General features: G+C 58.5%; 19 protein-coding genes. 8 read left to right on the forward strand and 11 right to left on the reverse strand.

Features of this window, described 5'->3' with window-relative positions:
* Positions 1–35: 35 nt before the first annotated feature.
* Positions 36–1,634, forward strand: a complete 1,599-nt coding sequence (locus tag BMX55_RS03305) for a methyl-accepting chemotaxis protein (RefSeq protein ID WP_091452640.1) — start codon at positions 36–38, stop codon at positions 1,632–1,634.
* 22 nt (positions 1,635–1,656) lie between these two features.
* Here BMX55_RS03305 and BMX55_RS03310 read toward each other — a convergent pair whose 3' ends face one another.
* Complete coding sequence (locus BMX55_RS03310) at positions 1,657–2,571, reverse strand: LysR family transcriptional regulator (protein WP_091453185.1); 915 nt, start codon at positions 2,569–2,571, stop codon at positions 1,657–1,659.
* A gap of 125 nt (positions 2,572–2,696) precedes the next feature.
* On the opposite strand from BMX55_RS03310, the gene BMX55_RS03315 reads away from it, so the two are divergent.
* Complete coding sequence (locus BMX55_RS03315) at positions 2,697–3,308, forward strand: FMN-dependent NADH-azoreductase (protein WP_091452643.1); 612 nt, start codon at positions 2,697–2,699, stop codon at positions 3,306–3,308.
* An 80-nt stretch (positions 3,309–3,388) separates the two neighbouring features.
* Here the strand turns inward: BMX55_RS03315 and pgsA are convergent, their stop codons facing one another.
* Together pgsA and uvrC are read right to left on the reverse strand one after the other, a co-directional pair.
* The gene (gene pgsA / locus BMX55_RS03320) at positions 3,389–3,955 is read right to left on the reverse strand and encodes a CDP-diacylglycerol--glycerol-3-phosphate 3-phosphatidyltransferase (protein ID WP_091453188.1); all 567 of its coding nucleotides are present in this window, start codon (positions 3,953–3,955) and stop codon (positions 3,389–3,391) included.
* 41 nt (positions 3,956–3,996) lie between these two features.
* Entirely contained in the window at positions 3,997–5,949 is a 1,953-nt protein-coding gene (gene uvrC, locus BMX55_RS03325) for an excinuclease ABC subunit UvrC (protein ID WP_091452647.1), read from the reverse strand.
* A gap of 125 nt (positions 5,950–6,074) precedes the next feature.
* Here uvrC and BMX55_RS03330 point away from each other — a divergent pair, with 125 nt between their 5' ends.
* The 3 genes from BMX55_RS03330 to efp all read left to right on the forward strand — a co-directional run bounded on the left by BMX55_RS03330 (position 6,075) and on the right by efp (position 8,725).
* Positions 6,075–6,908: an NADPH-dependent oxidoreductase gene (locus BMX55_RS03330; RefSeq protein ID WP_091452649.1), complete on the forward strand. Its 834-nt coding sequence runs from the start codon at positions 6,075–6,077 to the stop codon at positions 6,906–6,908.
* Positions 6,909–6,959: 51 nt separating this feature from the next.
* Positions 6,960–8,054 (forward strand): elongation factor P maturation arginine rhamnosyltransferase EarP, encoded by a 1,095-nt coding sequence (gene earP / locus BMX55_RS03335; RefSeq protein WP_091452653.1) that lies wholly within the window; start codon positions 6,960–6,962, stop codon positions 8,052–8,054.
* 116 nt (positions 8,055–8,170) lie between these two features.
* Entirely contained in the window at positions 8,171–8,725 is a 555-nt protein-coding gene (gene efp / locus BMX55_RS03340; RefSeq protein WP_091452656.1) for an elongation factor P, read from the forward strand.
* A gap of 68 nt (positions 8,726–8,793) precedes the next feature.
* Here the strand turns inward: efp and rimO are convergent, their stop codons facing one another.
* Positions 8,794–10,185 carry a 30S ribosomal protein S12 methylthiotransferase RimO gene (gene rimO / locus BMX55_RS03345; RefSeq protein WP_091452659.1) on the reverse strand — a complete coding sequence of 464 codons (1,392 nt, stop codon included), beginning with the start codon at positions 10,183–10,185 and terminating at the stop codon, positions 8,794–8,796.
* A 54-nt stretch (positions 10,186–10,239) separates the two neighbouring features.
* Positions 10,240–10,800 (reverse strand): polyhydroxyalkanoate synthesis repressor PhaR, encoded by a 561-nt coding sequence (gene phaR, locus BMX55_RS03350; RefSeq protein WP_091452662.1) that lies wholly within the window; start codon positions 10,798–10,800, stop codon positions 10,240–10,242.
* A gap of 163 nt (positions 10,801–10,963) precedes the next feature.
* Between phaR and aat the strand changes: the two genes are divergently transcribed.
* Genes aat through BMX55_RS03365 form a run of 3 tightly spaced genes read left to right on the forward strand, consistent with a single transcriptional unit; the run spans position 10,964 to position 13,293 of the window.
* Positions 10,964–11,719 (forward strand): leucyl/phenylalanyl-tRNA--protein transferase, encoded by a 756-nt coding sequence (aat, locus tag BMX55_RS03355; protein ID WP_091453191.1) that lies wholly within the window; start codon positions 10,964–10,966, stop codon positions 11,717–11,719.
* On the forward strand, positions 11,716–12,471 hold the full coding sequence (locus BMX55_RS03360; protein WP_091452665.1) for an arginyltransferase: 756 nt from the start codon (positions 11,716–11,718) through the stop codon (positions 12,469–12,471). The genes aat and BMX55_RS03360 overlap by 4 nt, the downstream gene beginning before the upstream one ends.
* A gap of 30 nt (positions 12,472–12,501) precedes the next feature.
* Positions 12,502–13,293, forward strand: coding sequence for an IclR family transcriptional regulator (locus BMX55_RS03365; RefSeq protein ID WP_091452669.1), 792 nt, complete (start codon positions 12,502–12,504; stop codon positions 13,291–13,293).
* 16 nt (positions 13,294–13,309) lie between these two features.
* Here BMX55_RS03365 and pbpG read toward each other — a convergent pair whose 3' ends face one another.
* From pbpG to BMX55_RS03395, 6 genes are all read right to left on the reverse strand, one after another.
* Entirely contained in the window at positions 13,310–14,518 is a 1,209-nt protein-coding gene (pbpG, locus tag BMX55_RS03370) for a D-alanyl-D-alanine endopeptidase (RefSeq protein WP_177172814.1), read from the reverse strand.
* A gap of 154 nt (positions 14,519–14,672) precedes the next feature.
* Positions 14,673–16,211, reverse strand: a complete 1,539-nt coding sequence (locus BMX55_RS03375) for a 2-isopropylmalate synthase (protein ID WP_091452673.1) — start codon at positions 16,209–16,211, stop codon at positions 14,673–14,675.
* A gap of 178 nt (positions 16,212–16,389) precedes the next feature.
* Positions 16,390–17,229 (reverse strand): CDP-diacylglycerol--serine O-phosphatidyltransferase, encoded by an 840-nt coding sequence (pssA, locus tag BMX55_RS03380; protein WP_091452678.1) that lies wholly within the window; start codon positions 17,227–17,229, stop codon positions 16,390–16,392.
* A 166-nt stretch (positions 17,230–17,395) separates the two neighbouring features.
* The gene (gene ilvC / locus BMX55_RS03385; protein ID WP_091452682.1) at positions 17,396–18,412 is read right to left on the reverse strand and encodes a ketol-acid reductoisomerase; all 1,017 of its coding nucleotides are present in this window, start codon (positions 18,410–18,412) and stop codon (positions 17,396–17,398) included.
* Between the two features lie 52 nt (positions 18,413–18,464).
* Complete coding sequence (gene ilvN, locus BMX55_RS03390) at positions 18,465–18,956, reverse strand: acetolactate synthase small subunit (RefSeq protein WP_091452685.1); 492 nt, start codon at positions 18,954–18,956, stop codon at positions 18,465–18,467.
* A gap of 89 nt (positions 18,957–19,045) precedes the next feature.
* Complete coding sequence (locus tag BMX55_RS03395) at positions 19,046–20,812, reverse strand: acetolactate synthase 3 catalytic subunit (RefSeq protein WP_091452688.1); 1,767 nt, start codon at positions 20,810–20,812, stop codon at positions 19,046–19,048.
* Between the last annotated feature and the right edge of the window lie 27 nt (positions 20,813–20,839).

The following is a 20,839-nucleotide window of genomic DNA, read 5'->3' on the forward strand; positions in this document are numbered from 1 at the left end:
CAGACACTGCACTCACACCCCCAAGAGAGATACCTATGCAGACATGGAAAATCAGCCAGCGCCTGATGGCGGGCTTTGGTTTGGTCATCATGGTATTGATGGGCATGTCGATCTACAGCGTGTATATCGCGCGTGGTATCGACGCTGCCTTGAGCGCCAATGCCAGCCAGAACGCCATCATCCAACGCGCCGCCATTAACTTTCGTGGCTCCGCGCACGACCGCGCCATTGCCTTGCGTGATGTGGTGATGGCCCCCGACGAAGCAGCGCGCCAAAAAGAGCTGCAAACGATTGAGCAATTAGCCAGTTTTTATGCCAACTCCGTCAAGCAGTTGGAGACTGTGCTCAAAACGGAAGCCACCATCCCCCCCGATGTGGCTCGCATGCTGCAAGCCATCAAAGACATCGAGACACGCACCGTAGCCACATCGGGCAAAGTAGTGCAATTGGTGCAGGCCGGTGACAGGGCTGGGGCCGAAACGCTGCTCTGGGCCGAGGCCAAGCCGCAATACACACAGTGGCTGGCGACCATCAACCAACTGATCGACTTTGAAGAAAAGCGCATCCTCCAAAACAGCCAGTTTGCCAACCAAGAGGCGGCGCAGTTCACGGGCGTGATGCTGGGCATCACCCTGCTGGCGGTGCTAATTAGCATCATCGCTACGACCACGGTATCACGCAGCATCAACCGCGAGCTGGGTGCTGAACCCAGCGAAGTACGCGCAGTGGTGCAGGCCATGCAGCACGGTGATTTGACGGTGGCGGTGCCCGTGCGCCCCGGCGATAGCAGCAGTGTGATGGCCGCCGTGCGTGACATGCAGCAGCGCTTTCACACCTTGGTGGCAGCCGTGCGCGACAACATCCAGCAGCTGCGCGCTACCAGCGCCGACATCGCCAGCGGCAACCAAAACCTAGGCATGCGCACCGAACAGACCGCCTCTAGCCTAGAAACCACCGCGCGCAGCATGGATCAACTCACTGCTACGGTGCGCCAAAGTGCCGACTCGGCCCAACAGGCCAACACCTTGGCCAGTACGGCGGTCAGCTCAGCCAGCCGGGGCGGTGAAGTCATGGAGCATGTGGTGCAAACCATGCAAGAAATCCACCACAGCAGCCAAAAAATTGGCGACATCATCGGTGTGATTGATGGCATTGCCTTTCAAACCAACATTTTGGCGCTCAATGCAGCGGTCGAGGCGGCACGCGCCGGAGAGCAGGGGCGCGGCTTTGCCGTGGTAGCCACAGAGGTACGCAGTTTGGCAGGGCGCAGCGCGGCAGCGGCCAAAGAGATCAAGCAGTTGATCCAAGCCAGCGTCGAAAAGGTTGATTCGGGCACGCAATTGGTCGGCAGTGCAGGAACAGCCATGGGCGAAATCGTACAAGGCGTGCAGCGCGTTAGCGGCATGATGGGCGAGATCAGCGCCGCAGCGGTAGAGCAGCGCGACGGCATCTCACAGGTCAATGTGGCAGTGAGCCAATTAGATCAAATGACGCAGCAAAATGCGGCCTTGGTCGAGCAAAGCTCCGTGGCCGCAGACAACCTAGAAACCCAAGCCCAGCAACTGGCCAATCTGGTGGCTGTGTTCAAGGTAGATACTGCCGCGCGTTCCAACGCTCTGCGCCTGCTCGCTTAAACGTCTGAATGCCTGCCCCTGCTCACAGCGGGTGGGCCATCAGCCGTCCCGGTATGCATTGGCCCAAATAGTCTAAAAAACTGCGCACTGCTGGTGCCAAGCCCCGGCGCGACGGAAATACCGCATGAACAATGCCGGGCGTAGGTGCCCATTGGGGCAACACCTGCACCAAATGGCCAGCGCGTATCTCCTCTTGGCACATATAGTCGGGCAGCCAGCAAATGCCGGTACCCGCCAAAGCGGCAAACTTGAGCGTGAGCAAATCATCGGCCACATAGCGCGGATGGTGGTGCAGCACCTGCTCAACACCGTCGGGGCCACTCAGTTGCCAAGTAGCACGGCCATCAGGGGCGGACATGGCCACACTGTCCATGCCTGCCAAATCAGCCAGCGTAGCGGGCGTGCCTTGGCGTTGCAACAAAGCCGGACTAGCCACCAGCACCTGACGGGCTATATCCAAGCGCTTAACGACCAAACTGCCGCTGTCTTCAAGCGAAGAGCGCACGCGCAAGGCGACGTCTATGCCTTCTTCGACCAGATGCACCGCCCGATTGGTGACTTGCATCTCCACCCGCACCAGCGGATGGCGGGCCAGAAATTCGGGCATCAACTCGCCCAGCACGGTTTGCGCCAACGTGACCGGGCAACTGACGCGGATGGTGCCACACGGTACGGCATGCACTTGGCTGACGACATCTTGGGCCGCTTGGGCCGCTTCGCGCAGGGCTTGGCAATGGCGCAAATAGGCTTCGCCCACCGCCGTCAATGAGAGCTGGCGCGTGGTGCGCTGCAACAAGCGCACACCCAACTGGGCTTCTAACCCAGCCACCCGCCGCGATAGGCGCGACTTGGGAATGCCCAAAGCCCGCCCGGCAGCGGCAAAGCCACCGCGCTCTACCACCTCGGCAAAGTACAGCATATCGTTGAGGTCTTGCATCATCTGGCTCACTGTTCTAAAAATAGGACGAATTGAGCTGATTTTGCCTACTTATCCCAAAATGGATACGCACACATAATCCATTCATCGCCGCCACGGGTGGCTTATTTGCCCAAAGACATACCATGCAACTGCTGCACATTGATTCCGCCATCACCGGCGCTGGTTCCGTTTCCCGCCAACTGACGGCCCAAATCGTAGCCGCTTGGAAGGCCAGCCATGCTGACACCCAAGTCGATTATCTGGATCTGGTGGCCGATGCCCCCGGCCACTTCACGATGGACGCCATGGCGCCGCGCACGGGCCAGACCGATGGCCTAAGCGACGTGCAACAGCACGAAAACGCGGTGTCGGAGCGCTTGGTCAGCCAGTTTTTGGCCGCTGATGTGGTGGTGATTGGTGCCCCGTTGTATAACTTTAGCATCCCCAGCCAACTCAAGGCGTGGGTAGACCGCATTGCCCAGCCGGGCCGCACCTTCCGCTACACCGCCACAGGCCCAGAAGGGCTGGCAAAGGGCAAAACGATCATCATCGCCTCCACCCGTGGTGGCATCTACTCTACCTCCGACGCTGGCCGCGCGATGGAGCACCAAGAAAGCTATCTGCAAACCGTGCTGGGCTTTTTTGGCGTGACCGATGTGCGTATCGTGCGCGCTGAGGGCGTAGCCATGGGTGATGACGCCAAGGCCCAAGCGCTGGTAAGCGCCGCCCGCGACATGGCTGCCGCCACCGCCTAAACTGCGGCGATTCGATTCCTCCTAGGTGCCGCGCTGGCACCACTTCTGCCCCGGCCTTGTGCCGGGTTTTTTTGTGGGCGCTATTGCACCCGCGCCCGGATTTCAGGCAACGCCTTTTGCAGGTAGTAGACCATTGACCACACGGTGAGCACGGCAGAAATCCAGATCAGCCAAGTTCCCCAAACGCCGGTGTCGATCAACCCGAACAACTGCCCGTCGTAGAGCAAAAACGGAATCGCCACCATTTGCACCGTGGTCTTGACCTTGCCCAGCATGTGCACGGCCACACTTTTGCTGGCCCCAATTTGGGCCATCCATTCGCGCAGCGCGGAAATGGCAATCTCGCGGCCAATAATGATGAGCGCCACAAACACATCGGCGCGCTGCAAATGCACCAGCACCAGCAAAGAGGCGCAGACCAAAAACTTATCAGCCACCGGATCGAGAAACGCGCCAAAGGAAGAAGTTTGGTTGAGCTTGCGCGCCAAGTAGCCATCAAGCCAGTCGGTAGCCGCAAACAACACAAACATCACCGTAGCGAGCCAATTGCGCGTGCCCAAGTCCAGCGGCGCATAAAACACCCCGACGATCAAGGGTATCGCGACAATACGCGTCCAAGTCATGAGGGTGGGGATAGTCCAAAACATGGCCGCGATTGTGGCACGCCGGGACATTACCCCTTGGGTGATTAGCGCAGGGCTTGGTAAATCGTTTCCGCCAAGGCGGGCGAAATGCCTTCCACGGTCGCCAAATCCTGCACGCTGGCCGCTGCCACGCCGCGCACACCCCCAAAACGCTGCAACAGCCGGGCACGCTTTTTCGGGCCAATACCGGCAATATCTTCCAGCCGACTGCCGCCAGTACGCACCTTGGCCCGCGCCGCACGCATCCCGGTGATGGCAAAACGGTGCGCCTCGTCGCGAATCTGTGCCACCAGCATCAGCGCCGCAGAATCTGCGGCCAGCGCCAACTTGGGGCGGCCATCGGCAAACACCAACTCTTCCAGCCCAACCTTGCGGCCCTCGCCTTTTTCTACGCCGACAATACGTGACACGTCCAACCCCAACGCCTCAAACACGGCCTGTGCCACCTTGACTTGCCCCTGCCCACCATCCACCAGCACCAAATCGGGCAAGCGCGCTTGTGCTGGTGCCGTATCGGCACCACCGGCCTCCCGCTGGGCCTCAGCTACTTTGCTGTAGCGGCGCAGCAGCACTTGGTGCATAGCGGCATAGTCATCACCGCCAGTAATGCCCTCAATTTTGTAACGTCGGTATTGAGCGGGCTGCATCTGATGCCCCTGAAACACCACGCACGAGGCTTGGGTGGCCTCGCCCGCTGTGTGTGAGATGTCAAAGCACTCGATGCGCAACTGCGCCATATCGTCCAGCGGCAAATCCAGCACTTGGGCCAAAGCGCTGGTGCGTGCCTGCTGTGAGCCTTCTTCGGCCAGCAGGCGGGCCAATTGCAGTTCGGCATTGTGTTGCGCCATCTCTAGCCATGTGCGGCGCAAGGCACGCGGCTGGTGTACGGCATGGATACGCTGGCCGCTTTGCTCGGAAAGCAATTGCAACAACGGGGCCGCTACCGGCAGCGGCAACACCAACACCGGCGGCACCGGCACCCCCAAATAATGCTGCGCCATAAAAGCGTGCAGCACTTGGGATGCAATGCCTGCATCTTGCGCCTGCTCCTCTTCGGGCAACACCAGCGCCGTCGCTTCTTGTAGCTGGGCCGGAAAATAGGCCCGATCACCCAAATGCCTGCCACCGCGCACCATCGCCAGATTGACGCAGGCACGCCCACCCTGCACGCGCACGGCCAAAATATCCACATCCCTGTCGTCTGCAGTAGATACCGACTGCTGCTGCAACACCTGTGACAGGGCGGCAATCTGGTTGCGCAGTTCTGCCGCCAGCTCAAACTCCAGCCGCTCGGCGTGCGCCATCATGCGCTGTTGCAACTGCGCCAGCACGGTATCGGCTTCGCCACGCAGCAGGGCTTGGGCATGGGCGACCTCTTGGGCATAATCTTCGGGACTGATTTTTCCCACGCACGGGCCACTGCAACGTCGAATTTGAAACAGCAAACAAGGTCGGGAGCGGTGGTTAAACACCGTATCCTCGCAGGTGCGCAGCCGAAACACCTTTTGCAGCAGCTCGATAGTTTCTTTGACCGCCCAAGCGCTGGGGTAGGGGCCAAAGTAGCGGTGCTTATGATTCACAGCCCCCCGGTAGTAGGCCAGCCGAGCAAACTGCTGCCACGGTGCTGGCCCTTGACCATCTTTACCAGCCACGCCCGTCAATTGCAGGTAGGGGTAGCTCTTGTCATCGCGAAACAAAATGTTGTAGCGCGGCTGCAAGGTTTTGATGAGGTTGTTTTCCAGCAGCAGGGCCTCGGCCTCAGAGCGCACCACGGTGGTCTCTAGCCGGGCAATTTTGCCCACCATGTGGCCGATGCGGGTGCCATCCAGATTCTTCTGAAAATAACTGCTGACCCGGCGCTTGAGGTGCAGCGCCTTGCCCACATAGAGCAGCGCCCCTTGGGTATCAAAATAACGGTAAACGCCCGGCAAGGCGGGCAACGCCGCTACCTGCGCCAGCAACTCCGGCGAATGAACTACGACAACATCATCAGACATGGCCGCTATTGTGGCGTGCGCCAGCAGACACTGTGTGATGTTCTGGGCATAGGCTTATGCCTGCAAGCCTTGGTCTATATCGCTACAGTGCGGGGCTTGTGCCCTACTCCCGGAGTTTTCCTTCCATGTCTGTCCCGTTGCCTGAATCGCTGTCCATCCGCTACGGCACCCATGCCCCGAATCTACAGGCACCCGATGCAGCCTTGCCCGTGCTGGAGCAGATTCTCAACCACCGCTCGGTACGCCATTTTTTGCCCGATGCCCTGCCCGAAGGCACGCTAGAGATGCTGGTGGCCGCAGCGCAATCGGCAGCCACGTCCTCCAACCTGCAAGCGTGGAGCGTGGTGGCCGTCGAAGCCCCCGAACGCCGGGCACAACTGGCCGAACTGGTGGGCCAGCAAAAACATGTGCGCCAAGCCCCCTTATTTTTGGCTTGGCTGGCCGATGTCTCGCGCATTGAGCGCCTCGCCCAATACCAACAGCAGCGCGCCGAGGGCGTACAGTACCTCGATACCACCCTGCTCGCCGTCATTGATGCCGCACTGGCAGCACAAAACGCTGTGCTGGCGGCAGAAGCACTGGGTTTGGGCACGGTGTATATCGGCGGCTTGCGCAACCAGCCCGAAGCTGTGGCCGAGCTGCTGGGCACGCCTGCGGGGGTGTTTCCGATATTTGGTCTGGTCGTGGGCCGCCCCGACCCGGCGGCCCGCCCAGCCGCCATCAAGCCCCGGCTGGCACAAAGCGCCGTGCTGCACCGCGAACGCTACCAAGTAGCGCAAAACCTAGAAGATGAAATTGGCGACTTTGACCAGCGCCTCGGTGCCTTTCAAGCCGAGCAGGGTATGCCCGCCAGCGCGTGGAGCCAGCAGGTAGTGACCCGGCTGCGCGATGCAGCCGCCCTGCATGGGCGCGATCAACTGTCCCAATCCCTGCAACGGGCCGGGCTATCGTTGCGCTAAAACCGACACCGCCACAGCAGCGACAATCCCCGCCCAAGGAGCAGCACGCACATGCAATGGGATATTTTCTGTCAGGTGATCGACAACTTTGGCGACATTGGCGTGTGCTGGCGGCTGGCCTGCGATTTGGCAGGGCGTGGGCAGCAGGTGCGCCTATGGATCGACGATGCCAGCGCCTTAACGTGGATGGCCCCGCAGGGCTGCCCCGGCGTGCAAGTGCGCGCTTGGGGCAGTGCCTTGCTCCCGGATAATGCACCGAGTGATGTGCTCATCGAGGCTTTTGGCTGCGAGATAGAGGCCCATTTTCTGGCCGCTACCGTGGCCCAAGTGCAACATTCTGGCCGACAGCCACCGGTATGGATCAACTTGGAATACCTCTCCGCCGAGCGCTACGTCGAGCGCTGCCACCGCCTGCCCTCATTGGTGCAGCATGGCCCGGCCAGCGGCTGGACGAAATGGTTTTTTTACCCCGGCTTTACCCCCGCCACAGGTGGCCTGTTGCGCGAACTAGACTTGCCAGCACGCCAAGCTGGTTTTGACCGCTGGGCGTGGCGTCAAGCCCACACCCCAGCACCGGGCTTACCGCCCGACGCGCTTTGGATCAGCCTGTTTTGTTACGAACCGGCGGGCCTGCCCGCCCTGTTGGCTCCACGCCCCGCCTCTGCCGCCCCTATACATCTGCTGGTCACGCCGGGGCGGGCCACCGCTGCCGTACAGGCCACACTGGCATCGCAAGCCCCGCCACACGCCCAAGATGCTGCTGCACTGACCATCAGCTATCTGCCCCCTGTGCCCCAGCCCGCCTTTGATGAGTTGCTCTGGGCCTGTGACCTGAACTTGGTGCGCGGCGAGGACTCTTTGGTGCGTGCCCTCTGGGCTGGGCAGCCGCTGGTCTGGCATATTTACCCACAGCACGACCACGCCCACCACGCCAAGCTGCACGCCTTTTTGGACTGGCTGCAAGCACCGCCCTCACTGCGCCAATTTCATGCGGTGTGGAATGGCTTGGTCGAGACGCCCTTGCCCACCATCACCACCGCCATGCTGCAAGAATGGGCCGCTTGCGTGCAGGCAGCGCGCGCACAACTCCTGCAACAACCAGATTTGTTGACCCAGCTTCTGGGGTTTTCTGCGTCACAACGCTAAAATGCTGGGTTTTGCGCCATCAGGCCGGCTACGTGGTTGTACCGGCACCGCGCACCTTTGCCGCCGAACCCGCCCCCTTGCGCGCGTAGAGCGGCCCCAACCCCTGCAAATCGCTTATGAAAATCGCTCAAGAAATCCGCGCTGGCAATGTCATCATGCACGGCAAAGACCCCATGGTTGTGCTCAAGACAGAATACGCCCGTGGTGGCCGTGGTGCTGCCACCGTGCGCATGAAGCTCAAGAGCCTGATCGGCAACTTTGGCACTGAAAACGTGTACAAAGCCGACGACAAGATCGACAACGTCATCCTCGACAAAAAAGAGTGCACCTACTCCTACTTTGCCGACCCCATGTACGTCTGCATGGACACCGAATTCAACCAATACGAAGTTGAAGCCGAAAACATGGGCGACACCCTGAACTACCTCGAAGACGGCATGGAGCTGGAAGTGGTGTTCTACGACGGCAAGGCCATCTCTGTCGAACTGCCCACCAGCGTGGTGCGTGAAATCACTTGGACAGAACCCGCCGTCAAGGGTGACACTTCGGGCAAGGTGCTCAAGCCTGCCAAGATCGCTACTGGCTTTGAAGTGCCCGTGCCCCTGTTCGTCAGCCAAGGCGACAAAATCGAAATCGACACCCGCACCGGCGAATACCGCAAGCGCGTGTAAGGCACGGCCTACACCGCAGCAAAAAGGCTTCCCTTGGGAAGCCTTTTTTCATGGCCGCAGCACCCTGCTTAAAACGGCTGCGCCACCAAATCGTGGCCACGCACTGCCACAATGCGCGCTTTGGTGAACTCGCCCACCTTGAGTTGCTTGCTGATCTTTTCAGGTGGTAGCAGTTGCACGGTGCCGTCAATCTCAGGGGCATCGGCATAGCTGCGGCCCACGCCACCCTTGCGCCCCAGCGCTGGGGCCGAGTCAATCAACACCTGCATAGTGGCTCCGACGCGGCGCTGCAAACGGGCAATGGATACTTCTTCGGCCACCGCCATAAAGCGCGCCCGGCGTTCTTCGCGCAGCTCCAGCGGCAACATACCGGGCAGTTCATTGGCTACGGCACCCTTGACGTCGCTGTAAGCGAAGCACCCCGCACGGTCAATTTGCGCCTCGCGCAAGAAATCGAGCAGGTGCTGGAATTCTTCTTCGGTCTCGCCCGGAAAACCAGCAATAAAGGTGCTGCGAATCACGATATCGGGGCAAATCTCGCGCCAGCGCTGGATGCGCTCCAGATTTTTCTCGCCATCGGCTGGGCGCTTCATGCGCTTCAACACATCAGGGTGGCTGTGCTGGAATGGCACATCCAAATAAGGCAGCACCAAGCCTTGGGCCATCAGCGGGATCACTTCATCCACGCTGGGGTAGGGATAGACATAATGCAAACGCACCCAAGCACCATAAGTCTTGGCAATTTCGCCCAGCGTTTGCACCAGCTCCAGCATTCGCGTTTTGACCGGCTTGCCGTCCCAAAAACCAGTGCGATATTTCACATCGACGCCATAGGCCGAGGTATCTTGGCTAATCACCAGCAGTTCTTTCACACCACCAGCAAACAGCGCTTTAGCCTCAGATAGCACATCGCCCACCGGACGCGAGACCAAATCGCCGCGCATCGATGGGATGATGCAGAAGGTGCAACGGTGGTTACAGCCCTCGCTGATCTTCAGGTAGGCGTAATGCTTGGGCGTGAGCTTAAGGCCCGCCACGCCAAAACCACCGGGCACCAGATCGACAAACGGGTCGTGGGGTTTGGGCAGGTTTTGGTGTACGGCATCCATCACCTCTTGGGTGGCGTGGGGGCCGGTCACGGCCAGCACGCTGGGGTGCATCTCGCGCACCATATTGCCGCCGCCCTCACCGGCACGCGCGCCCAAGCAACCCGTCACAATGACCTTGCCGTTTTCGGCCAGCGCCTCGCCAATGGTATCTAGGCTCTCCTTGACGGCATCGTCAATAAAGCCACAGGTGTTGACAATGACCAGATCGGCCCCATCAAACGTTTTGGAAGTCTGGTAACCCTCGGCGCTCAGTTGCGTGAGGATAAGTTCGGAGTCAGTCAGGGCCTTGGGGCAGCCCAAGCTGACAAAGCCGATTTTAGGAATTTTGGCAGGGGATGAAACTTCAGTCATACCCGTATTGTCCCAGCATTGGGCTGGAACGGGCATGGCAAGGTTAACGCCGCCTCAGCGTTTGAGGCCCAGCACCCCCAGCATTTGCTCGGTCTGCTGCTGCATCTTCTCTTGCATCTGGGTAAACATGCTGCGCGACTGCTCCGCATAATTGCCCATCAGGCCCTGCATCATCGGTGACTGGGCGCTCATAAACTGCGCCCAAATCTCTGGGGTCATGCTTTGGGACTGCTCGGCCATTGTGGTCTGCATGTCGGTAAAGAGCTGCACATTCTTTTCTAGGTAGCTCCCCATAAAACCCTGCATGGCTTGGCCATAGATGCGGATGATGTTGGACAGCACCGCCTCGGTAAACAGCGGCGCACCACCGGCCTCTTCCTCCAAAATGATCTGCAACAGAATGCTGCGGGTAATGTCTTCGCCCGTTTTGGCATCGCGCACTACCAGATTTTTATGCTCCATGACCAACTGCTTGACCTCGGCCAGCGTGATATAGGCAGAGGTATCGGTGTCATAAAGGCGTCGATTGGGGTATTTTTTAATAATACGTTGTGCCAACTTGGGGGTAGCAGGTACCGTTTTCTCTTCTTGCACTACACAGGCTCCTTGGGCCATTAGGCCCCTCTATCTCAACTCTATCTCAATTGCACTCTAGGCAATTTTAGGCTGTGGTCTTGGCAACTGCGTGACCTATACCCCTGTGCAACCACCAGACACCCTCTGTTTGCATACAAATGCCGTAGGCACGACAATCACCCGCCTGTACCAACACCACACCATGCACTCTGATCTGCTTTGGCTGGCACCCAACGAGCCGTTTCCTGCCCCCAAGGCAGCTTGGGGCCAAGACTCTCCAGCCCCCGGCCTGTTGGCCGCAGGCGGTGCCTTGGACAAGCCGCATCTGCTGCGCGCCTACCGCAACGGCATTTTTCCGTGGTTCAGTGCCGGACAGCCCATTCTGTGGTGGACACCCGACCCGCGCATGGTGCTGCCCGTGGCACAGTTTCGCCTGCACCGCTCACTGCGGCGCACCTTAGAGAAATTTCGCACCAGTGCCCACTGCGAGATACGCATTGACAGCGCCTTTAGCACCGTGATGCAAGCCTGTGCCAGCAGCCCACGCCCCGGCCAGCCCGGTACGTGGATCGTGCCCGCCATGCACAGTGCCTACCAAGAACTCCATGCAGCAGGCTACGCCCACAGCGTCGAGACTTGGGTGGGCGGCCAACTGGTCGGCGGCCTGTATTGCGTCGCCATCGGGCAGGCCGTCTTTGGTGAATCCATGTTTGCCCACCAAACCGATGCGTCCAAAATCGCACTGGCCGCATTGGTGGGCTTATGCCGCTACCACGGTGCGGCCTTGATTGACTGCCAACAAAACACACGCCATCTGGCCTCTTTGGGCGCCCACGAAATACCGCGTGCTCATTTTCTACAACATCTGGCACAGGCACAGCAACAAAGCGCCATGCACTGGCAATTCACGCCCCTATACTGGGATGCTCTTCTGTCGCCCGCCACTGCCACAGCATGACGCAACCCTACGACCTCCCGCCCCAAACTCTACAGTTTTACGCAACCGCCACCTACCCGTGCAGCTATCTGGCTGATCGGCAGGCACGCTCTCAGGTGGCTACGCCGGGCCATCTAGTACGCAGCGACACCTTTTCGGAGTTGGTGCGCTTGGGCTTTCGGCGCAGTGGCATGTTTACTTACCGCCCGCACTGCGATGGCTGCCAAGCTTGTATGCCGCTGCGCGTGCTGGTACAAGAATTTACGCCTGACCGCAGCCAACGCCGCGCCTTGGCCCGCCACGCCCACTTGCAAGCGCGCGTGCTGGCACCGGCTTTTGTGCCCGAGCACTATGCACTCTACCTGCGTTACCAGCAAGCCCGCCACGCTGGTGGCGGCATGGACCAAGACAGCATTGACCAATATAGCCAGTTTCTGCTGCAAAGCCGGGTTGATACCCGGTTGGTAGAGTTTCGTGAACCGTCAGACCAGCACCCCGATGGCGTGCTCAAAATGGTGTCTATCCTCGACTTGCTCGACGATGGCCTCTCAGCGGTTTACACTTTTTATGAGCCCGAACCCAGGTGCAGCTATGGTACCTACAACGTCTTGTGGCAAATTGAACAGGCCCGCCAGCAAGACATGGATTATGTGTACCTAGGCTACTGGATTGCCGACAGCCCCAAAATGAGCTACAAATCCGCCTACCTGCCACATGAAGTATTGCAAAACCGGCGCTGGCAACGGCCCCAACTGCCAAATTCCACCAAGTAAAATAGGCGCACCTAGTACGCTGCGCTCTCAATGAAGAAAAAAGATTCTGCCCTTCCCCCCAAACCCAGCGTTCAGGTCATTGAACGCATGTTCACGCTGATTGACATCTTGGCCTCGCGCGAAGAAGCCATATCACTCAAAGAAATCAGCGAAAAATCGGGGCTACATCCGTCTACTACCCACCGCATCCTCAACGATCTAGCCACAGGCCGCTTTGTCGATCGCCCCGAATCGGGCAGCTACCGCCTTGGTATGCGCCTGCTAGAGTTGGGCAATTTAGTCAAAGGGCGGCTCAATGTGCGCGATGCCGCACTGATTCCAATGCGCGACCTGCACAAGCTGATCCAGCAGCCGGTCAACCTGAGTATGCGCCAAGGCGATGAGATCGTGTATGTAGAGCGCACCTACAGCGAGCGCTCAGGGATGCAGGTGGTGCGGGCCATTGGGGGCCGGGCCCCCTTGCACCTGACTTCTACCGGCAAGCTATTTTTAGCCGCCGATGACATCCAGCAAGTACGCAACTATGCCACCCGCACCGGCTTGCCGGGGCACACACACAACAGCATCACGCAGTTTGCAGTGCTGGAGCGCGAGCTCAACAAAGCACGCCAATCGGGCGTAGCCCGTGATAACGAAGAGCTAGAACTGGGCGTGCGCTGTATGGCTGCTGGGGTTTATGATGACCAAGGCAAGTTGCTGGCGGGCCTGTCTATCTCTGCCCCTGCCGACCGGCTCGATGAGGGCTGGCTGTCTAAACTCCAAGCCACAGCGCAAAAAATATCAACCGCCTTGGGCTACAACAAGGCGGGCAGCACTGAATAACTACCCACCAGCGCCTTTAGCGGTTGAGTGCTTGGAGTTGGGTTCGGTTAGCTGCCGAGTGCAGGCTGTGCTGGCGTGCTTCAACCCAGTTGCGCACCCGCTCGGCATCGCCTAGACGGCTGTATTTGCCCGCAGAATCCAAAAACACCATGATGAGTTTGCGCCCAGCTACCTTGGTCTGCATCACCAAGCAGCGGCCTGCCTCGGCGATGTAGCCCGTTTTTTGCAGCCCAGTATCCCAGTCTGGGTTTTTTACCAGCCGGTTGGTGTTGTTGTATTGCAGGGTTCTTTGCCCCACGGCCACCTCGTGGCCTGGCGAAGTAGAAAACTCACGCAACAACGGATCACGGGAAGCTACATTAACCAACATCGCCAAATCGCGGGCGCTAGACTGGTTGTTGCTGGACAAGCCCGTAGGCTCAACATAGCGGGTATCTGCCATGCCCAACTGGCGGGCCTTGGCATTCATCTTGGCGACAAACGTGCCTAAACCGCCCGGATAGGTGCGGCCCAACGCATTGGCCGCTCGGTTCTCGCTAGACATGAGCGCCAAATGCAGCATCTCTTGGCGTGTCAAGGTGGTGCCTACGCTCAAGCGCGAGCGACTGCCCTTTTCGGTATCCACATCCTCTTGGGTGATGGTGATCGGCTCGTGCATCGGCAAGCGAGCCTCAGAGATCAGCAGCCCAGTCATGAGCTTGGTCAGAGAGGCAATAGGCAAAATGGCTTGCTCATTCTTGCGTAGCAGCACCTCTTGGGTGTCTTGGTCAATCACCAAGGCCACGCTCGATTTAAGCTCCAGCGGATCAGTGGCATGGTGCAAGCCAGCCAACTCACCAAAAGAGGGCTTGGCCGCTACAACAGTAGCTGCCGTAGCGGCTGCAGCAGCCAGGGCCGCACGCTGGGCAGCTTTGCCACGGCCTTTGGGTGGTGGTGCCAACGCTACCATCTTGTTGGCCGCCGCACCACGTGCGTTGCGGCTAACCACCACTGGGGCGCGCTCGGTGGTTTTAGCCACCGACTTGCGGGCGGGCTGACTCGATGCTGCCTTGACCACCGATTTTCCCTGCGGCGTGGCTGCCGCCACACTAACCTTGGCTTTCTTGGCCGGAGCGTCTTTGCGCTCTGCTGCCAGAACCAGTGGAGACGACAATGCTGACCCCAAAAGAGCAACCGTCAATATCTGAACCAGAGAACGCAATGCGGTGGGGGGACGACGGCAGATCACGATGTGTCTCCAAACGGAAGGCAAGGATAAAAAACAAAAAGTCACGCAAGGGTAATTTTTTGCGTGACTTTTCTATTGATTGGCCTTAATTATAGGAGCGAAGTGCCGAAGTTGCACCACAAGGGCCTTTTAGCCCCGTGGGGCGCTCGCATTAACCTTGAGCGGCTACGCGCTCGGTCTTGCTGTGCAGCTTGTTCAAGGCACTCAGGTAGGCTTTGGCCGAGGCCACCACGATATCTGGGTCAGCACCCACGCCATTGACCACCCGGCCACTGCTTTGCAGGCGCACTGTCACTTCGCCTTGGCTTTCGGTAGAGCCACTGATGGCATTGACCGAATACAGCACCATCTCAGCACCACTTTGCACATGGGATTCAATCGCTTTGAGCGAGGCATCCACCGGGCCATTGCCATCCGATTGCGCCTTGATCTCTTGGCCACCGGCGGTAAAGACTACCGTGGCCTGTGGGCGCTCGCCGGTCTCGCTGTGTTGGGCCAGCGAGACAAAGGCAAAGTGCTCTTTGTCGTGGCTCACGCTTTCTTCATTGACCAGCGCCAAAATGTCTTCGTCAAAAATTTCGCTCTTGCGGTCGGCCAACTCTTTAAAACGAGCAAAGGCGGCGTTGGTTTCGGTCTCGCTGTCTAAGCTCACGCCCAGTTCTTGCAAGCGCTGCTTGAAGGCATTGCGACCACTGAGCTTGCCCAACACAATTTTGTTGTTGCTCCAGCCTACATCTTCGGCACGCATGATTTCGTAGGTATCGCGGGCCTTGAGCACGCCATCTTGGTGGATGCCGCTGGCGTGGGCAAAAGCATTGGCCCCCACCACCGCCTTGTTGGGCTGCACGACAAATCCAGTAATCTGGCTGACCATGCGGCTGGCAGCCACAATGTGTTGGGTGTCGATGTTCAGGTCGAGGTTGAAATAATCGCGCCGCGTCTTCACGGCCATAACCACTTCTTCCAAGGCACAGTTGCCAGCGCGCTCACCCAAGCCGTTGATAGTGCACTCGATTTGGCGTGCGCCACCAATTTTGACCCCAGCCAGCGAGTTGGCTACTGCCATGCCCAAGTCATTGTGGCAATGCACCGACCAGACGGCCTTGTCGCTGTTGGGTACGCGCTCGCGCAGAGTCTTAATGAAATTGCCGTACAACTCAGGAATGGCATAGCCCACGGTGTCGGGCACATTAATGGTGGTAGCCCCCTCGTTAATCACCGCCTCAATCACGCGGCACAAAAAGTCCATCTCGCTGCGGTAGCCGTCTTCGGGGCTAAATTCAATATCGCCACACAGGTTGCGGCCAAAGCGCACCGCCTGCTTGGCCTGCTCCAACACCTGCTCAGGGCTCATGCGCAGCTTCTTTTCCATGTGCAGCGGCGAGGTGGCAATAAAGGTGTGGATACGGCCCCGATTGGCCCCCTTGAGCGCCTCAGCAGCGCGGGAAATGTCACGGTCATTGGCGCGCGAGAGCGAGCAGACGGTGGAATCTTTGATAGCGTTGGCAATCATCTGCACGGCTTCAAAATCGCCGTTGGAGCTAGCGGCAAAACCTGCCTCAATCACATCCACCTTGAGGCGCTCCAACTGGCGGGCAATGCGCAGTTTTTCGTCCTTGGTCATGGAGGCACCGGGCGATTGTTCGCCATCGCGCAAGGTGGTATCAAAAATAATCAATTGATCGGCCATAGGTTTCTCCTGGTGTCTGAAATGGCAAAAAAAAAGCCCGCTGCGGTTGCATACGGGCTTTTGAAGAAAAAGTGTGCGCGCGCGCCTACTGACTCCGCCCGTGGGTGGTTAGTAGTAGCGCTTGGGCAAAAATTTTCATGGCGCTCAATGTAGCACAATTGCAGCCCATCTGCGGCAATTATTGGTGCAAGCCACGCTCTTCTGGCTCATCGGTAGAAGTGCTAATCACACTCGTTTGCAAGCCTTTGGCCTTGCGCCAAGCATAAACGGCATAGCCACTGAGGCCATAAAGCACAAAAACGCCAAACAACGCAATGGGCGGGTGGATGTTGACAATCGCGATGCCCAACGCCATGAGCACAATGACGATAAAAGGCACGCTCTTTTTCATCTGCACATCTTTGAAGCTGTAAAACGGCACATTAGTCACCATCGTTAAGCCCGCATACAGGGTAAAGGCAAACATCAGCCAAGTGATGCCATGCCAACCGAGCAGCTCGGTATTGCCGCCGCGCTGCACGCCCAACTCCGTCATCAGCCAGATCAAGCCCATCACCAAAGCCGCCGCAGCGGGCGAGGGCAGGCCCTGAAAATAGCGTTTGTCTACCACTGCCGTGTTCACGTTAAAGCGCGCCAAGCGCAGCGCCGCGCAGGCGCAATAAACAAAAGCAGCAATCCAGCCCCAGCGGCCCAAATCTTTGAGCGCCCAGATATAAGCGATCAGCGCGGGTGCCGCGCCAAAAGAGACCATGTCGGACAGCGAATCCATCTGCTCACCAAAGGCGCTTTGCGTGTTAGTCATGCGGGCAATACGGCCATCAAGGCTATCGAGCACCATCGCGCAAAAGATGCCAATGGCCGCCATATCAAAGCGCCCATTCATCGCCATGACCACCGCATAGAAGCCGCCAAACAAGGCCGCCAGCGTGAACAGGTTGGGCAGGATGTAAATCCCCTTGCGACGCTTGCGCACCAGCAGTTCAGGGGTTTGTACGCCCGATGTACCTTCTTCATCCATTCAATCGACCTCCAGCGCAATCCCCATGGTGCGCAAGCAGCTATGCCAAACAGCGTATTCATTTACTGCCCGGATGGGGGCCGGACAGGGTTGCAGTGTACCTGCGCCCACAAAAAAAAAGGCCACCGAAGTGGCCTTGGCAAAATCGGCGCGAAAAGCGAACCGATCAGTTGCGGGTTTGATCGACCAGCTTGTTCTTAGAGATCCAAGGCATCATGGCGCGCAGCTTTTCGCCCACGATTTCGATGGAATGCTCGGCATTCAGGCGGCGACGGGCCGTCATCGAAGGATAGTTGGTCTTGCCTTCCAAGATGAACATCTTGGCGTATTCGCCAGTTTGGATGCGCTTGAGGGCAGCACGCATGGCCTCGCGGGACTTGTCGTTGATGACTTCGGTGCCGGTCACGTACTCGCCATACTCCGCATTGTTGGAGATGGAGTAGTTCATGTTGGCAATGCCGCCTTCGTACATCAGGTCGACAATCAACTTCAGCTCGTGCAGGCACTCGAAGTAGGCCATTTCAGGAGCGTAACCTGCTTCGGTCAGGGTTTCAAAGCCCATCTTCACCAGTTCGACCGCACCGCCGCACAGCACGGCTTGTTCGCCAAACAGGTCGGTTTCGGTTTCTTCTTTGAAATTGGTCTCAATGATGCCGCCCTTGCCGCCGCCATTGGCCGAAGCGTAGGACAGGGCCAAGTCACGGGCCTTGCCGGACTTGTCTTGGTACACCGCGATCAGGGTGGGCACGCCGCCGCCCTTGAGGTATTCGGAACGCACGGTGTGGCCGGGGCCTTTGGGGGCGACCATGATGACGTCCAAATCGGCACGGGGCACGACTTGGTTGTAATGCACGTTAAAACCGTGGGCAAAGGCCAGCGTAGCGCCTTGCTTGATGTTGGGAGCAACGTTGTTGTTGTAAACGTCAGGGATGTTCTCGTCGGGTAACAAGATCATGACCAGATCAGCGGCCTTCACGGCATCGTTGACTTCCATCACGGTCAGGCCAGCCTTGGCAACCTTGTCCCAAGAAGCGCCACCCTTGCGCAGACCGACCACGACCTTCACGCCGCTTTCGTTCAGGTTTTGGGCGTGGGCGTGGCCTTGGCTGCCGTAACCAATGATGGCTACAGTCTTGCCCTTGATCAGGCTCAGGTCACAGTCTTTGTCGTAGAAAACTTTCATATTGGCTCCAGGGGGTTAAATAGTTCAAAAATGGGAAGCAAAGAGGATGCGTTTAGACGCGCAAAATGCGCTCGCCACGGCCAATGCCACTGGCACCGGTGCGCACGGTTTCCAAAATGGCGGTGCGGTCTAGCGCTTGCAGGAAAGCATCGTTTTTGCTCTGGTCACCGGTCAGCTCAATGGTGTAGCTCTTGTCAGTGACGTCGATGATGCGGCCACGGAAAATATCGGCCATGCGCTTCATTTCTTCGCGCTCTTTGCCTACCGCGCGCACCTTGATCAGCATCAGCTCGCGCTCGGTGTAAGCACCTTCGGTCAAATCGACCACCTTGACCACTTCGATCAGGCGGTTCAGGTGCTTGGTGATCTGTTCAATCACGTCTTCCGAGCCGGTGGTCTGGATGGTCATGCGCGACAGCGAAGGGTCTTCCGTCGGTGCGACGGTCAGCGACTCGATGTTGTAACCACGGGCAGAAAACAAGCCGACCACGCGCGACAGGGCACCGGCTTCGTTTTCGAGCAGAACAGCAATGATGTGTTTCATAAAAGATCCCTCTTTTCGCCGCCCTCCCCTGCTGCCGGTAAGCAGCAGGCTTGGCGGGCAATAGATTCGTCCAAAAAAGTGAAGGAGAATTACAGTTCTTCGGAGCCAAGCAGCATCTCAGTGATGCCCTTGCCCGCTTCAACCATCGGCCAGACGTTTTCAGTTGGGTCTGTACGGAAGTCGAGGAACACGGTGCGATCCTTGATGGCACGGGCCTCGCGCAGCGCTCCCTCCACGTCTTCGGGGCGCTCAATCAGCATACCGACGTGGCCGTAAGCCTCGGCCAACTTGACGAAATTGGGCAGCGCGTCCATATAGCTATGGCTGTAGCGGCCTTGGTAGATCAGCTCTTGCCACTGGCGCACCATGCCCAAATAGCGGTTGTTGAGCGAGATGACTTTGACGTGGGTACCGTACTGCTGGCAGGTGGACAGCTCTTGGATGTTCATCTGGATCGAGCCTTCGCCGGTCACGCACCAAGAGTCGGCTTGTGGCTTGGCCAGCTTGATACCCATCGCATAGGGCAAGCCCACACCCATGGTGCCCAAACCACCAGAGTTGATCCAGCGGCGCGGCTCATTGAACTTGTAGAACTGCGCGGCAAACATCTGGTGCTGACCGACGTCAGAGCTGATGTAGCAGTCATCGTCCTTGGTCAGGTTCCAGAGGGTTTCAATGACCTTTTGTGGTTTGATGACTTCGGTGTTGGCCCGGTCGTAGGCCAAGCAATCTTTGACACGCCAGCCTTCGATGGTGTCCCACCAAGCGCCCAAAGCTTGGGCATCAGGGCGCTGTGGGCTTTCTTTGAGCATGGTGATCAACTCGGTGAGCACGTCTTTGACATCGCCCACAATCGGCACATCCACCTTGACGCGCTTGGCGATGCTGGAGGGATCAATGTCGATATGGATGATCTTGCGCTCTACCGAGGCAAAGTGCTTGGGGTTGCCAATGACGCGGTCGTCAAAGCGTGCGCCCACGGCCAGCAGCACGTCGCAATGCTGCATGGCGTAGTTGGCCTCGACCGTGCCGTGCATACCCAACATACCCAAGAACTTTTTGTTCGTGGCTGGATAGGCACCCAAACCCATCAGGGTGTGTGTGACGGGGTAGCCCAACATATCGACCAACGTGCGCAACTCGTTGCAGGCGTTGCCCAGCAACACGCCACCGCCGGTATAAATGTAGGGGCGCTTGGCGTTGAGCAGCAGTTGCAGCGCCTTGCGAATCTGACCCCCGTGGCCCTTGCGCACCGGGTTGTAACTGCGCATGGTCACGGATTCGGGGTAGCCGTGGTAAGCCGTTTTATTGAACGACACATCTTTGGGCACATCCACCACCACCGGGCCGGGGCGGCCAGTGCGAGCAATGTGGAAGGCCTTTTTCATGATGTCAGCCATGTCACGCACATCTTTAACCAAGAAATTGTGCTTGACGATAGGGCGGGTGATACCTACGGTATCGCACTCTTGGAAGGCATCAGAACCGATGGCTGCCGTGCCCACTTGGCCGGAGATAATGACCATCGGGATGCTGTCGCAGTAGGCGGTGGCAATGCCAGTGACGGCGTTGGTCAGGCCGGGGCCAGAGGTGACCAGTGCCACGCCCACTTCGCCGGTGGCGCGGGCAAAACCATCGGCAGCGTGAACGGCGGCCTGCTCGTGGCGCACCAGCACGTGCTGGATGGTGTTTTGTTTGTAGATGGCGTCGTAGATGTAGAGGACGGCACCGCCGGGGTAACCCCAGATCTGGTTGACGCCTTCAGCCTGCAAGGCACGAACGAGGATTTCAGAACCCATCAGTTCAGGGGCCTCGGTAGCGGGAGTGGTAGTGGCGTCAGCCTTGTTGATTTCCATGATGAACCTTTGTGAATTTCTCTGACG

Source organism: Giesbergeria anulus (assembly GCF_900111115.1).
GTDB classification, from domain to species: domain Bacteria; phylum Pseudomonadota; class Gammaproteobacteria; order Burkholderiales; family Burkholderiaceae_C; genus Simplicispira; species Simplicispira anulus.

Excerpts from the sequence above, each read along its gene's own strand:
- earP (WP_091452653.1), top strand. The coding sequence starts at position 6,960 with ATGCAATGGGATATTTTCTGTCAGGTGATCGACAACTTTGGCGACATT.
- uvrC (WP_091452647.1), bottom strand. The coding sequence starts at position 5,949 with ATGTCTGATGATGTTGTCGTAGTTCATTCGCCGGAGTTGCTGGCGCAG.
- ilvN (WP_091452685.1), bottom strand. The coding sequence starts at position 18,956 with ATGAAACACATCATTGCTGTTCTGCTCGAAAACGAAGCCGGTGCCCTG.
- pssA (WP_091452678.1), bottom strand. The coding sequence starts at position 17,229 with ATGGATGAAGAAGGTACATCGGGCGTACAAACCCCTGAACTGCTGGTG.
- BMX55_RS03360 (WP_091452665.1), top strand. The coding sequence starts at position 11,716 with ATGACGCAACCCTACGACCTCCCGCCCCAAACTCTACAGTTTTACGCA.
- BMX55_RS03305 (WP_091452640.1), top strand. The coding sequence starts at position 36 with ATGCAGACATGGAAAATCAGCCAGCGCCTGATGGCGGGCTTTGGTTTG.
- BMX55_RS03310 (WP_091453185.1), bottom strand. The coding sequence starts at position 2,571 with ATGCAAGACCTCAACGATATGCTGTACTTTGCCGAGGTGGTAGAGCGC.
- BMX55_RS03315 (WP_091452643.1), top strand. The coding sequence starts at position 2,697 with ATGCAACTGCTGCACATTGATTCCGCCATCACCGGCGCTGGTTCCGTT.
- aat (WP_091453191.1), top strand. The coding sequence starts at position 10,964 with ATGCACTCTGATCTGCTTTGGCTGGCACCCAACGAGCCGTTTCCTGCC.
- BMX55_RS03375 (WP_091452673.1), bottom strand. The coding sequence starts at position 16,211 with ATGGCCGATCAATTGATTATTTTTGATACCACCTTGCGCGATGGCGAA.
- efp (WP_091452656.1), top strand. The coding sequence starts at position 8,171 with ATGAAAATCGCTCAAGAAATCCGCGCTGGCAATGTCATCATGCACGGC.
- pgsA (WP_091453188.1), bottom strand. The coding sequence starts at position 3,955 with ATGTTTTGGACTATCCCCACCCTCATGACTTGGACGCGTATTGTCGCG.
- BMX55_RS03330 (WP_091452649.1), top strand. The coding sequence starts at position 6,075 with ATGTCTGTCCCGTTGCCTGAATCGCTGTCCATCCGCTACGGCACCCAT.
- BMX55_RS03395 (WP_091452688.1), bottom strand. The coding sequence starts at position 20,812 with ATGGAAATCAACAAGGCTGACGCCACTACCACTCCCGCTACCGAGGCC.
- BMX55_RS03365 (WP_091452669.1), top strand. The coding sequence starts at position 12,502 with ATGAAGAAAAAAGATTCTGCCCTTCCCCCCAAACCCAGCGTTCAGGTC.
- phaR (WP_091452662.1), bottom strand. The coding sequence starts at position 10,800 with ATGGCCCAAGGAGCCTGTGTAGTGCAAGAAGAGAAAACGGTACCTGCT.
- rimO (WP_091452659.1), bottom strand. The coding sequence starts at position 10,185 with ATGACTGAAGTTTCATCCCCTGCCAAAATTCCTAAAATCGGCTTTGTC.
- ilvC (WP_091452682.1), bottom strand. The coding sequence starts at position 18,412 with ATGAAAGTTTTCTACGACAAAGACTGTGACCTGAGCCTGATCAAGGGC.